General features: G+C 39.8%; 12 protein-coding genes. 10 read left to right on the forward strand and 2 right to left on the reverse strand.

Annotated features, from left to right (window positions below):
- Positions 1–24: 24 nt before the first annotated feature.
- Positions 25–486, reverse strand: coding sequence for a MarR family transcriptional regulator (locus tag AACZ87_RS05290; RefSeq protein WP_283411043.1), 462 nt, complete (start codon positions 484–486; stop codon positions 25–27).
- 215 nt (positions 487–701) lie between these two features.
- Here AACZ87_RS05290 and AACZ87_RS05295 point away from each other — a divergent pair, with 215 nt between their 5' ends.
- Genes AACZ87_RS05295 through madM form a run of 3 tightly spaced genes read left to right on the forward strand, consistent with a single transcriptional unit; the run spans position 702 to position 3298 of the window.
- Positions 702–2177, forward strand: a complete 1476-nt coding sequence (locus AACZ87_RS05295; protein ID WP_339865549.1) for an acyl-CoA synthetase — start codon at positions 702–704, stop codon at positions 2175–2177.
- 1 nt (position 2178) lies between these two features.
- Positions 2179–2538, forward strand: a complete 360-nt coding sequence (madL, locus tag AACZ87_RS05300; RefSeq protein ID WP_339865550.1) for a malonate transporter subunit MadL — start codon at positions 2179–2181, stop codon at positions 2536–2538.
- A gap of 1 nt (position 2539) precedes the next feature.
- On the forward strand, positions 2540–3298 hold the full coding sequence (gene madM, locus AACZ87_RS05305; RefSeq protein WP_339865551.1) for a malonate transporter subunit MadM: 759 nt from the start codon (positions 2540–2542) through the stop codon (positions 3296–3298).
- 1 nt (position 3299) lies between these two features.
- Here madM and AACZ87_RS05310 read toward each other — a convergent pair whose 3' ends face one another.
- A complete protein-coding gene (locus AACZ87_RS05310; protein ID WP_339865553.1) occupies positions 3300–3692 on the reverse strand; it encodes a helix-turn-helix domain-containing protein in 393 nt (130 codons plus the stop codon).
- Between the two features lie 221 nt (positions 3693–3913).
- Here AACZ87_RS05310 and AACZ87_RS05315 point away from each other — a divergent pair, with 221 nt between their 5' ends.
- The 7 genes from AACZ87_RS05315 to AACZ87_RS05345 all read left to right on the forward strand — a co-directional run bounded on the left by AACZ87_RS05315 (position 3914) and on the right by AACZ87_RS05345 (position 14120).
- Positions 3914–4270, forward strand: coding sequence for a DoxX family protein (locus AACZ87_RS05315; protein WP_339865555.1), 357 nt, complete (start codon positions 3914–3916; stop codon positions 4268–4270).
- A 132-nt stretch (positions 4271–4402) separates the two neighbouring features.
- A complete protein-coding gene (locus tag AACZ87_RS05320; protein WP_339865557.1) occupies positions 4403–4966 on the forward strand; it encodes an AraC family transcriptional regulator in 564 nt (187 codons plus the stop codon).
- Between the two features lie 245 nt (positions 4967–5211).
- On the forward strand, positions 5212–5814 hold the full coding sequence (locus tag AACZ87_RS05325; protein ID WP_339865559.1) for a sigma-70 family RNA polymerase sigma factor: 603 nt from the start codon (positions 5212–5214) through the stop codon (positions 5812–5814).
- A 144-nt stretch (positions 5815–5958) separates the two neighbouring features.
- Complete coding sequence (locus tag AACZ87_RS05330; RefSeq protein ID WP_339865561.1) at positions 5959–7038, forward strand: FecR domain-containing protein; 1080 nt, start codon at positions 5959–5961, stop codon at positions 7036–7038.
- A gap of 157 nt (positions 7039–7195) precedes the next feature.
- Complete coding sequence (locus AACZ87_RS05335; protein ID WP_339865563.1) at positions 7196–10480, forward strand: TonB-dependent receptor; 3285 nt, start codon at positions 7196–7198, stop codon at positions 10478–10480.
- A 104-nt stretch (positions 10481–10584) separates the two neighbouring features.
- Positions 10585–12207: a RagB/SusD family nutrient uptake outer membrane protein gene (locus AACZ87_RS05340; protein ID WP_339865565.1), complete on the forward strand. Its 1623-nt coding sequence runs from the start codon at positions 10585–10587 to the stop codon at positions 12205–12207.
- Positions 12208–12332: 125 nt separating this feature from the next.
- Entirely contained in the window at positions 12333–14120 is a 1788-nt protein-coding gene (locus AACZ87_RS05345) for a DUF1080 domain-containing protein (RefSeq protein WP_339865567.1), read from the forward strand.
- Positions 14121–14128: the final 8 nt, after the last annotated feature.

Below are 14128 nucleotides of genomic sequence, written 5' to 3' on the forward strand. Positions count from 1 at the left end.
TATGAACTTACTGTTCAAATTTTTTTAAGCCTGTTGTCTTTTGAAGCGCTCAAACAAAGCTGGAATCTCCTTTTTGAAGAAGCCTAAAAAATTAGAAAAGTCTTTCATATTGCAGTTGAATTCTGGATTCTTATCCGTTCTAATTTCTAGTACTTCATCTATGAATTTCTGGATCTCAGAAATGTTTTCTAAATCTTTTTGGAAGTCCTCTCTCCAATCGCTCACCTTCAGAGCAAAATATCTTTTACGATCACCTGGACGTGTAGAATAAACACATCTTCCTTTAGCCTGAAGGAAAGTAAGCGCATTACTCACCGCACTTTTACTTACGCTGAGCTGCTCCACTATTTCGTCAAATGAAACCTCACCTTCTTCATGAACCAATAGAAGACCAATAATTCTACCTACCAATGGCTGCATTCCTTTATGCTCGTGAAATACACCAATTCGTTCGATTAATTCTTTATGTCTTTCAGTTAATACCATCTTCTTTCTATTTGGGTTATGGGCTAGTAACGGGACAAAGGTAAACAAAGTTCAGTTAGTTCTGCAAATACAGAACAAAGAAAATGAAAATAATTTCTTAAATGAACTAGAACAATGAAAATTTAGCCTCTTCTATCAAATCACAACTCTATTATTTCCTTTATAAACAATAGCTTCTATCTTACCTTCAATTTTACAAACCCGACCTACCTCAAATGCTACAACTTGTAGAAAATGCCAGGCAGTTTACTTCAAAAATTGCAGTAATTGACCCGAAAAACAGCTATTCCTATCAAGATTTATTAGACCGAAGCCATGGCGTCGCTGATGCTTTGCTTGAAAATCTCTCAGATCTAAAAGAAGCTCGAGTAGCTTTTATGGTTTCTCCAGGTATTGATTATGTAGCTGCTCAATGGGGAATTTGGAGAGCTGGTGGCATCGCAGTTCCACTTTGCATCACCTATCCTCTCCCCTCACTAACTTATGTGATAGAAGATACTAAGGCTGATTACCTGATTGTAGGTCCAGAATATATCCATGTTTTGGAGAGATACAAGTTGCATTCCAGTATCAAGTTTATCGAGATGGATTCAATTCTTCCTAAAGGGAATAATGAATTGCCAGAAATCAGTAAAGACAGAGGAGCAATGATCCTTTATACTTCAGGCACGACATCCCTTCCAAAGGGAGTTTTGACAACTCATGCAATCATTGAAGCCCAAATCAGCATCTTAGTTAATGCCTGGAATTGGTCCTCGGGCGATCATATTCTAGAAATACTCCCACTGCATCATGTTCACGGAATCATCAATGTGCTTTGTTGTGCATTATGGTCAGGGGCAACTGTTCAATTTCTAGATTCCTTTAGTGCCAAAGAAGTTTTTAAGGTAATGCTAGAGGGAAATCTCAACGTCTTCATGGCAGTGCCAACCATCTATTTCAAATTGATTTCTGAATACGAACTCCTACCTCCTGAAGAGCAAAAAGAGTTGTCCAATTCAATGGCAAAATTCCGATTGATGATTTCAGGCTCGGCAGCTTTGCCAGTTTCTGTGATGGAAAAATGGAAGGAAATCTCAGGACATTACCTCCTAGAACGCTACGGAATGACTGAAATCGGCATGGCAATCAGTAATCCTTACGATGGAGAACGAAGAGCAGGCCATATCGGACAGCCTCTTCCAAATGTAGAAATCAGAACCGTGGACGAGCAAAACAAGTTGGTGCCAGGAGGAGAACCAGGAGAAATTCAGGTCAAAGGGCCATGTGTATTTAAAGAATATTGGGGCAAACCCGAGGCAACAGCCAAAAGCTTCACAGAAGACGGCTGGTTCATGACAGGCGATATTGCCGTTTTGGAAAATGGGTATTATCGGATTTTGGGAAGAGATTCCATTGACATCATAAAGTCTGGAGGATATAAAATCTCTGCGCTGGAGATTGAAGAAGTGTTGCGCAAGCATCCAGAAATCAAGGACTGTGGTGTGGTCGGAATTCCAAATGAAGAATGGGGAGAGTTAGTTGTGGCTGCTTTGGTCTGTGATACAGAACCCGACCTAGAGCAACTCAATCTCTGGATGCGAGAGCGAATGCCTTCTTATAAAACCCCTAGAAAGTACATTTTCATTCCAGACTTACCGCGAAACACCATGGGCAAAGTCACCAAGAATGAGTTGAAAAAACTTTTTTGATATGCTTATTTACGGTTTAGCACTTCTTTCTTTTTCTTACCTACTTGGTCAGTGGCTCGGTGAACTCTTAGGTAAACTCATAGGCATCAACTCCAATGTTGGCGGAGTGGGTTTTGCCATGATTATCCTTATGCTTCTGAAAGAATTGTTCGAGAGAAAAGGCTGGTGGCAGTCTGAGATGCTCCTTGGAATTGATTTTTGGAACAAAATGTACATTCCTGTAGTGATCGCAATGGCCGCAAGTCTCAATGTGAAAGCTGCAATTTCCAGTGGGAACTTGGCCATAGTCGCTGGCATTATTCCAGTGATTTTCGCCTTTGCTTTATTTCCTTTTCTCATGAAAGCTTTCAAGCACAACTGAAATGGAAGAGCTTCTGAAGGTTTTTGATAAAAATGCATTGATCGTTGGTTTTCTGGCCGTTGGTATACTTGCTTATTTTTCTGATTTATTTTCTAAGAGAATCTTAAAAGGTCGTATTCCTGGTTCTGCCATTGCCATTTTTCTGGGATTGGTTTTGGGATATATCGGAGGAGTGTTTACCGGTGGGGAAAAAGGATTATCTGATATAGCTGTTTTCCGAGGAGTTGGAGTTTTGGGAGGCTCCATGTTTCGTGATTTCGCTATCGTAGCAACTGCTATGGGCGCAAGTTTTTTACTTATCAAAAAATCTGGCTTCTTAGGATTGGTCTCTTTGATTTTTGGAATCCTACTTTTCTTTATCTCGGGCGTTGCAATGGCTTGGCTTTGGGGGTATCGCGATGCGGTGAGTTTAGCAACTATAGGCGCTGGAGCATGCACTTATATCGTGGGGCCGGTCACTGGAGCGGCATTGGGAGCAAGTTCAGAGGTAATTGCGTTAAGCATTGCTGCAGGAGTAGTCAAGACAATTGCAGTTACCATCTTCACTCCTATCTTGGCAGAAAAAATTAGATTAAATGATCCAGGATCTGCAATGGCTTTCGGTGGAATAATGGGAACATCCAGCGGAGTAGCGGCTGGATTGGCAGCTACAGATCCCAAACTCGTTCCTTATGGTGCTGTGACAGCCACATTTTACACAGGATTAGGCTGTTTGCTTTGCCCTTCGCTGCTTTATTACCTAGTAGAAATTTTGATTTGATTTAGCCCAAATGATCCTTATTCACTGGCTCTCTTAGTAAATCATCACCGAAGATTTTCCTTCTGTGATTCTCACCCCATACATGAAGCGCGCCAATGACATCTTTGAGCGTACCTCCATATTCTGTCATCGTGTACTCCACAGTCACTGGAAAAGTGTCGTAAACTGACCTTTTCACTAAATGATTCAATTCCAAATCCCGAAGTTCTTTAGAAAGCATGCGATCTGTGATCCCAGGAACTTGCCTAGAAATCTCCGAAAAACGCTTATACCCATGGAGCAAAGCCACGATAATCGGAAGCTTCCATTTACCATTTAGTACATCCAAGGCATCCTGAACCGGGCGAATTATCCCAGTGCATTGGCTGTGATTTGATTTATCTAGCTTTTCCATATGGCAAGTTTAAGAAGATTTACGCTAAACTATATCAAAGTATAGTACTATACACTAGTATAGCACTTACAAATGTATAGCTAATTACGATAAGTTTGCATCAAATATTTAAGCAATGAAATCAACCATGATCTATATCCAATCAAAGGAATAGCCTAGCAATGTGAGATTTTATAACCTGCCCCATCTTTTCGGGGGAACCATTAAAAACCAATAAAAACATGACTAACAAAATTATCTATTGGACAGCAACAGGACTTGTAGGACTTATGATGCTATTCAGCGCCTATGCTTACTTCACCGACCCAAATGTGTCAGCAGAATTCACAGCCATGGGCTTCAAGGACTTCTTCCGAATCGAATTGGGCATTGCCAAAATCCTTGGGGCCCTTGTATTGCTTATCCCAGCTGCACCAAAGTTGATTAAAGAATGGGCGTATGCTGGATTTGGGATCACTTTTATCTCGGCTTTCATTGCTCATTCAGCAAATGGAGATCCGGTCAGTGCGATGATTATGCCGTTGGTAGCATTGGGACTATTAGCTGTTTCAAGAATCTTTCAATCCAAAATAGGTTAATTAACCTCACATCTACCAAAGCATTCTAGGAGAAATTCTAGGATGCTTTTTGCTTTTATACCAATCCGCTCTAGCATTGCTAAGAACTATCTGTTGTTTGAATACATTTGTATAGTAAACGATCTCAAAATAATGTCAGAGCTATTTGTCAAAAACATGGTTTGCCCGCGATGTATTTCTTCCGTTAAGGAAGCTTTGGATCAATTGCAACTTCCCTATTCATCTATTGAATTAGGCAAAATAATATGGGAGTCATCACCAAGCATTCAGAAGAAAATGCAACTGGCAGACCTACTCGAAATCAGAGGTTTTGAATTGCTCGAAGAAGGCAAGTCTACACTGATATCACAAATTAAAAGTATCCTCATAGAGCAGATTCAGCACTCCGAAAGTTCTATGTCTGAAAATTTTTCGAGCTTTATCTCAGAAAAACTTAACCATGAATACACCTATCTCAGTAGGCTTTTTTCACAAGTAGAAGGAATCACGATCGAGAAGTACATCACCAAATTGAAGGTGGAACGAGTAAAGGAATTGATTTTTTATAAGGAAAAAAGCCTTTCAGAAATAGCTGATCTCCTCAACTATAGTAGTGTCGCGTATCTCTCTTCACAGTTCAAGAAAGAGACAGGAATGACTCCTTCAGCATTTAAAAAAAACGGTAACGAATTTCGGGTTGGACTAGACAAAATTTAAGAAATAATCCCAAAGGCCAAAGTGTACTATTTTTTTCATATCTAGACTCCTAGTTTTCAAAAATGAAAAGGCATATATTCTCGATATTCTTCATTTTTTTATAAATGTATTGCGCGAAACACAATTTTTATGAAAAAAAAAGTTGGTTTACGTAAAACAATTTAACTAACCCTAAATCATATTTAATTTTTATAGCGTTTAAAAATTCCCTTACTTCGGCAAAATAATAGTAACCCAAGAAAATTTTGTCTTTTTTTAATACAAATGCCCTAGAAAGTCCGTCACTGGAGACTTTATGGTCCGATTTGCGATCAGGAGAAAGATATGCTTTGGAAGCTATTTACAGAAATTTTATTCAGGACTTGTTCAATTTCGGAATGAGTCTTCATGCGGATGAAACCTTAGTTAAAGACGCAATACAAGAAATTTTTATTGACTTGTGGAATTACAGATCCAACTTGTGTAGCGAAGTAAATATCAAACAGTACTTATTCAAATCCCTTTCTAATAGAATTCAGAAAGAACTAGGCAAAAAAGCCCGTAGATCTTCAATCCATTGGATGGCTGACCATGAAATTTTAGTTGATTCCACTGAAGAAGAGTTAATTCAATCTCAACTGGATTCTGAGATTTCTTCCAAGGTGAAGAATGCTCTTGCCAATTTGCCAATTCGGCAGAAGGAAGTGCTACAATATCTCTATTTCGAGAAGCTCAGCTATGAAGACACATCCAAGCTGCTGGATATTAATATTCGTTCTACTTATACCTTGGCCTGGAAAGCCATAAATGCATTAAAAAAAGTTATACTAGTTCTCAGTATTCATTTTTTCTTTTTCACTGGACTGTAAATTCCTCAACAAAAAGGCAAGCTCCTTATCGATTCCTCAATCGATTGCGCTATTTTTTAGAATAAATATAAATGTTAAAAATATTTAAACTTTTGAAGGATAACTTTTAGCCCTTGGCTCCTTAATGTAGTGAATAGACTCATTATGGATAAATTAAATTTCTCAGTAGAAGATTTTGTAATGGACGCTGATTTCCGTGAATGGATTCTTTCTCCTAACGGCAAGAAAAATCTTCAATGGGAGGAATATATTATTAGAAACCCTCAGCAACTAAAAAAAATTACAATTGCTAGGCAGCTCGTGCTGAATATGCCTACCAATGATTATAAGTTAGGGGAAATTCAGGTGGATGACTTGTGGGACAAAATTGACAAGAACCTTGATTCAAATGAGTTAACCACAGAGCCGAAAAGTCTCCCTATACATCCTGAAGCTACTATCTCACGCTATTCGCAGTCAAGAAGAAAATCAAATTACAATGTTCAGTTACTAAAAATAGCCGCGCTATTACTTTTGGCTTTTACACTTGGCCTACTTTATTACACCTTACCTGAAACACAAAAAACTCCAGAAATAAACTGGTTAACCTATACTACGAAGCCTGGTGTGAAGTCTTCTGTGACTCTCAGTGATGGATCTGTAGTAAAACTGAATGCGGGAAGCAGTATACGTTATGTCCAGAATTTTGTAGGTGAAACTAGGGAAGTTTACCTCGAAGGCGAAGCATTTTTTGAAGTAGCACATGATACCATCAAGCCTTTCATAGTACATACCAAGGACATTTCTACTAGAGCGTTGGGTACCTCATTCAATATACATGCGGGGGCTAGTGGGAAGATTGCTATCTCTCTAGTGACTGGTAAAGTGGAAGTCAAATCTCAACAAGTTCCAGAGTTTTTGGATTATCTGGTTCCTGGGGAACAGATCAACACCTATGCTATGGGAAAATCATGGGAAAAAGCAGGTTTTGAGCAAGATGTGGTGCTGGCCTGGCTGAATCAAACGATCATTTTTGACGACACCCCCCTACCCGAGGCTATTAAAATGCTTGAGCAATGGTTTGGTGTGAACATATCCCTAGTGAATTACAATGAGCAAAACCTGACACTTTCTGGTAAATACAAAGGAGAAACGTTAAAGAATATCCTGGAAGGATTAAGCTATACAGCTCGATTTAAGTACGAAATCGATGGCAAAGAAATCAAAATAAATTTCAAACAATAACCCCCTCTTATCTATGCAAAAAGAACAAAAGAATGTAAACGTGAAAAAGACTGAAGATGCGTCAACATCTCCAGTCTGAGGTTTCAGAATGCTTCGTCAAAAGCATTCTGGATTTTAGATCAAACCAATCAAAACAGTTTAAACCAAATTTAAAGTTATGAAAAATGACATACGGTTACGCATTTTAAAAGTGTCTAAGAGATTTTTCCAGCTAATCTTAGTTCAATGCCTTTCCATCACTGTCCTACTTGCCAATCCAGCAGAGGTTCAGACTAAAAGAATGGATGAGGTTCCGGTGAGTATGCATCTGCGTGATGTGACTATCGAAGAAGCTTTCAAACAAATAGAAGAAGCTTCAGGATTTAATTTCGTCTACACTAATAAAGAAGTTAAAGGAGTTGCTAGAGTAGCCATGCAAGTCAACACAAATGTGTTTGATGCACTGGTTTACCTCTCTAGACAATCCAAATTAGAGTTTAAGCAGATTAATGAGAATATCGTAGTTAGAAAAAGAGCTGTGTATGTTCCTGAAACTGCTGTGACTATCGAAGAGGCTGCTGCAATTTCTGTTTCTGGAACGATCGTCGACGAGACTAATATGGCTCTTCCTGGAGTGACAGTAATAGAGAAGGGCACTACCAACGGGACGGTAACAGATATCGACGGTAAATTTTCTCTTGAAGTATCTTCTGGAGAATCCGTTCTAACTTTCTCATTCATTGGTATGGAATCAGTAGAGATGCCAGTGGGAGAAAGAAGAATGTTCAATATTACCATGTTGGATGATATCAAGTCATTGAACGAAGTGGTAGTTATTGGTTATGGTACTCAGACGAAAAAGCAAATTACCTCAGCCGTAGCAAATGTTACCAGCGAAGAATTTGTACAAACAGGTGTACGTTCTCCAATGGAACTAATCCAAGGAAAGGTTGCAGGTTTGAATATTGTTAGAACTCAAGGAAACAACCCTAATGCTGGCACTGACATCCAACTTAGAGGTCTTACATCGGTTTCGGGAACTACCCAACCTTTGATTGTGATAGATGGTATCCCTGGAGGTAATTTGGATCTCTTACAGCAAGATGACATCGCTACGTTTGACGTATTGAAGGATGGATCTGCAGCTGCTATTTACGGTACCAGAGGTAATGCAGGTGTAATCTTAATTACTACCAAAAAAGGTAAGTCTGGCCAGGCTAGATTTGATTACTCCACTTATTTCCAAAGAGAATTTGTGGATAGAAGACCAGACAATCTTACTGCGGCTGAGTATCGTGGTCTAATTGATCAGGGTTTGATCAGTGAAAATAATGACTTAGGATCTTCTACTGACTTATATGATGAGCTTTTAAACAAGGAAAATCTTAGTCAATACCACAACTTTGCCGCATCTGGTGGAAGTGCGAATAGTAATTACCGAGTTTCATTCTTCTTCAATGATGCTGAGGGTATTGCAAAAGAAAATAGCAGAAAGCAGTATGGCGGTAGAATGAGCTTTAGCCAAACAGGTCTTCAGGAAAAGTTGACTTTGGCAACCAATATGGCGGTCAATCTATTTAATGCAAACATGCTTGGTGGTGGCGGAGGTGACTTCGAGCAAGCTATTCAGAGAAACCCAACTGCACCTATCTACAATGCGGATGGCTCCTTTGTAGAAACTGAGGCTTATAACAACTACAACCCGCTTTCAAGATATGCTAACAGAATCAATGAAAGAAATCAGATGAATTTATCCGGTGACGTGAGATTGTCATTGGAAATCATTGAAGGTCTGACAGCATCAGTGTTTGGTGCGCATCAGAGACTGACATACAATGATAGGTATTACCAATCAATGAATGACTTTGCTAACAGACCTTCTTCTGATTACCAAGGAACTGGTTATGCATCAAAATCAAATTACCTGAATTGGAATAATACACTGGAAGCTACAGTGAATTATAAAAAGTCTTTTAATCTGGATCACAGCCTTGATTTTATTGGAGGGTATAGTTACCAATACTTTACGACTGAAACATTCAACGTAAATAATAGCGGATTTACTACCGACGGATTCCTAGATTGGAATTTAGGAGCAGGTTCAGCAATCAATAACACCTTGCTCCCAAGACCTGGAATGGGTTCATTCAAGGATGATAATACCTTGATTGCATTCTTTGGTAGAGCTAGTTACTCCTTCAAAGACAAGTATTTTGCACAAGCCACTTTGAGAAGAGAAGGTTCTTCCAGATTCGGTAAAAATCACAAGTGGGGTAATTTCCCAGCTGTTTCAGTTGGATGGGCTTTGAGTGAGGAAAGTTTCTTAAGTGGCAGTTCAGCTGTAAATAACTTGAAAATTCGTTTAGGTTATGGTGAGACTGGTAACCAGGGAATCGGAAATTATCAATCTCTAGTCACCCTAAGCACTGGTGGTGTATATCCACAGGAAGGTGTATATTATCAGACTTACGGAGCAGCAAGAAATCCTAATCCAGATTTGAGATGGGAAACTAAGAAAGAATGGAATTTAGGGTTTGATTTCTTGCTTTTCAACAATAAGCTAAATGGTTCACTAGATTTCTATACTAGAAACACAGAAGATTTATTGTATGGATATACTGCTCAACAGCCAGCTTTTGTTAAAGGCACTCTATTTACCAATGTCGGTACCATCAATAATAAAGGTATTGAGCTTTACTTAAGCTCTACAATCCTAGAAAAAGGTGATTTCTCTTGGCAAATGGACTTGACTGCAAATACGCAGATCAATGAAATCACTTCACTTTCCAATGATGTATTTACAGTTTCTTGGCTTGAAACAGGAGGACTTCCTAGTCCAGGTAACTTGGGAAATGCTATTAGAGTAGAAGAAGGCGGCGCAGTAGGTAACTTCTATGGTAAGCGTTTCGCTGGTTTCAATGAAGACGGCAAGTGGTTATTCTACAAAGCTGACGGTAGCACAGGAACTGCTGGTGAGATGAGTCAGGAAGATTTGACCATTATTGGAAATGGAGTACCAAAGTACATGGCTTCATGGAATAACGTTTTGAGATACAAAGGGTTTGACCTCACTATATTCTTCAGAGGCAAGTTTGACTTCGACATCTTGAATACAAAAGAGTTGTATTTCGGAAATAAGAGATGGTTGCCAAACAACCTGCTTTCTAGCGCTGTGAATAAAAATGCACAATTGGATGACGATCCACAATACTCTGATTACTATTTGGAAAATGGATCCTTTGTCAAATTGGATAACATCACCTTAGGCTACACATTCAAAGTGGGTGGTAAATATGTGAAAAACCTTCGTGTTTATGCATCTGGACGTAACATCGCTACTTTCAGCGGCTACTCTGGTCTTGATCCAGAACTTCAGGATGCTGGCTTCACCACTGGTATTGACGGCAGAGGATTCTACCCTCGTACCAAAAGCTTCACACTAGGTTTAAATGTTGGATTTTAATTAAGGAAAAATCATGAAATCTAGCATGAGTCAAAACACACAGTTTTTGGCAGATATAATACATGCGAGATTCCATGTGACCGTAAAAAATTAATTACAAACACATGAAAAAATATTTCAATAAAATATCCGCTGCACTCACTCCTATTGCCCTTTTGGCAACGGTATCCTGTACCGATTTGGATGAGACAATATATAGCGAACTATCAAAAGATAATTTCTACAACAGTAAAGTAGAAATCATGCAAGGTGTACTAAGACCATTTACCCATATGCAGGCTTGGCTTGCTCCTACGGGTCAAAGTGGCTACTACTACCATGGCGAGTCAGCTGCTGATCAGATCGCGTGGCCACAAAAAGGCCGTCACGGCTATGATGGAGGTGACCACGTACGGTTGCACCGTCACGAATGGACTCCACAGGAAAACCGTCTGAGAGGCTCTTGGGGTTTGATGTGGGAAGGTCTAGGCTATGTAAACGCTCTTTTGGAGGATTTCGAAGCTGTAGATTATGAAGCAGCAGGTCTTACTCAGGCAGAAATGGAATCTATCATTGCTGAGGTTAAAGTAATGCGTGCATTCCACTACATGAAAATCATGGACATGTGGGGAAATGTACCTATTGTGACTTCAGTTGGTCAACCAACCAATCCTGAAACACGCCCAAGTGCTGAAGTCTTCCAATTTGTAGAAGAAGAGCTTTTGGCAAATGTGGAAAAACTACAACCTCTTTCTCAGGCATTGGTGGGTAGAGTATCAAAAGCAGCAGGCTATGCCATGCTTTCGGAACTTTACCTTAATGCTGAGGTTTGGTCTGGAACTCCTCGCTATGATGACTGCATCACTTACTCTGATAAAGTAATCAACGGAGATGGAGGTAGCTTAATGGGCAATATGAGACTTGATCCATCCATTTTGGGTCCATTTTCTAACCAAAACCAGTTCTCACCTGAGAACATCTTTCAATTCGCATTTAGCCGTGATGGTGGTTTTACTTTCAACTGGGCAGGTTTCTTCTTCGGTTATGGGAATATGTCCCGTGCACTAGATGTCACTTATAGTGGATGGAATGCTTTCGTGGTTATTCCAACTGCGTTTGATGCCTTTGAAGAGAACGACATGAGAAAGCAAGAGTGGTTCTTATTCGGTCCTCAGAAAGATTACAATACTGGAGAGCCTATACTAGGAACGGAAGAATGGGCCGATCAGCCTTTAGTCTATGTGAACACCATACGTAGAAACTCGGAAGGAGCTACTGGGGAAGGCTCAATGACTGAAGGAGAAGAGAATTCTGGTGCTAGATTTAATAAATACAGATCAGGGACATCTTCCGAAGAAGGTACATATTGGGAAAATGACTACGTTATTTACCGTTTGACAGAAATCTACTTCAATAAAGCCGAAGCTTTGATGAGAAAAAATGGTGGAACTGCTAATGCTGAAGCCTTAGCATTAGTAAATGAATCAAGAAAAAGAGCCTATTCTGAAGCAGACTGGTCATCTAAAGCTTATACTGCTAGTACTTTAACTATGGATGAACTACTTGCAGAAAGAGGAAGAGAGTTTATCTTTGAAGGTAAAAGAAGAACTGATTTGATCAGATTCGGTGAATTCACCACTGGAACTTGGTGGGACAAAGATGCTTCGGAACAGACAAGAACACTTTTCCCGATTCCGCACATCCATCTTTCATTGAATCCTAACTTGACTCAAAACCCAGGTTATTAAGTAAACTTACAGTAACCTTATAGTATCAAGAAGTTTTGTAGAGAAGTAAATAGCTTCTCTTCAAAACTTCTTCTTTTGTAAAGACCATCATAACCTATTTGTAATTTATTAACCCTCAAATTCACATGATTTTAAACAAACATGTAGGATTGCTTACCGCTGCTCTAGCACTTCAGCTTAGTATCCTGCAAGCCCAACAAAATCCTGTTAAGCTTGACCTAAATTCCTTTGATGGAAATAAGGGAAGCTGGACAGAAGTGGGAAAAGTCTGGGCTGACCCGACCGTTCCTAATGTACTCCAATCCACCAATGGCGAAGGAGTTTTGGCAAATCTTCCTGCCAAGAAAAAACCTGGTGTTGACATTGTTACCAAAGAAAAATACGGAGATGTAGATCTTTCTTTAGAATATATGGTAGCTCCAGGGTCAAACTCGGGAGTCTATCTTCAGGGAAATTATGAGATTCAAATCCTTGACAGTTGGACCTCTACCACCACCAAACCTGGTGACAATGGCGGAATTTATCAACGCTGGGACGAAAGCAAGCCTGATGGCCAAAAAGGTTACCAAGGGTATGCACCTCGCCAAAATGCTAGCAAAGCGCCAGGCGTTTGGCAGAAATTGGAAGTATCTTTCCAAGCCGCAAAATTCGATGCTAATGGAAATAAAATAGAAAATGCCCGTTTCCTATCAGTAAAACTTAACGGCGTTACTATTCACGAAAATCTTGAAGTCTTCGGGCCTACCCGCGGTTCTATGACGGGTGAAGATGTGGCAGAAGGTCCATTAAGAATTCAAGGTGATCATGGAGCAGTAGCTTTCAGAAATATTGAAATCACCGCTTTCACTACTAAGACTCCTACCGTTTCAGGTGTGAACTATGAAACTTTCCAAGGTTCTTTTAACAACCTGGAAGAACTTACCGGAAAGACTGCAGTAGCAAAAGGATCTGTTGCTTCCCTAAATGAAGTTCCGGCTTCTGTATCTGATGTCAATTTGACTAAATATACTGCAAACCTGAATGTAGCTGAAGCTGGCGAATACCAGATTACACTTCAGGTTCCTGGAGGGCTTTCTGGTTTTGCAGTTGGAAATGAAAGCATTTCTGAACTCTCCAATAGAGGAGTAAGAGTTAGAAAGCAATTGAAAGCGGGAGCTAATCCAATTCAGATTATAGCATCTAAAAACAGAAATTGGTCTGTGGATGGATTCAACTTGGCCATTTCGGGCCCAGGTCTAAGAAGCACTGATCTTCTAGTGTCAGAAGCTGGTGCATACCAAGAAACAGATCCAATTCTAGTAGATGCGGATGCAACTCCGGTTTTGCGAAGCTTTAGAGACATCCCTAATTCAAAAAGATTGAGTCACGTAGTTTCAGTAGCAACTGAGGAACAAGTAAACTACGCCTACGACATGGAAACAGGTACATTGATCCAAGTATGGAGAGGTGAATTCCTAGATGCAACTCCTATGTGGAATAGCCGTGGAAATGGCGTTTCTGTTCCTCGCGGAGCAGTTGTCAACTTGACTACTCCAGCTATCAATGCTGTAAACAGCGATTACTCAGCTTCGGAGGAATTCAGAACAAAAGGTTATCAGCTAATGAACGGTTCTGAAGATGTAGTATTCTCCTACCTTCTTTCTGGGCAAGCTGTGAAAGACGAAATAAAAGTATTGGATTCTGGAAAAGGAATCAACAGAGCTGTTTCCGGTATCAGTAATGGTTTCTATAGAGTAGCAGCAGGAACTGAAATTCAAAAGATCAACAAAGGCTACTATTTATTACCGGAGACTGGTGTTTATCTGGAATACGATGAGGCAGCTTTCGGCGCTCCAGTGACTCATACTACTGATGGTAATGCCGGTATTTTCTTGCCTGCAAAGGGAAACATCGTTTACAATCTTCTCTTTTAATCCAAGGA

Origin of the sequence: uncultured Algoriphagus sp. (genome assembly GCF_963974365.1) — a bacterium.
Classification (GTDB): Bacteria; Bacteroidota; Bacteroidia; order Cytophagales; family Cyclobacteriaceae; genus Algoriphagus.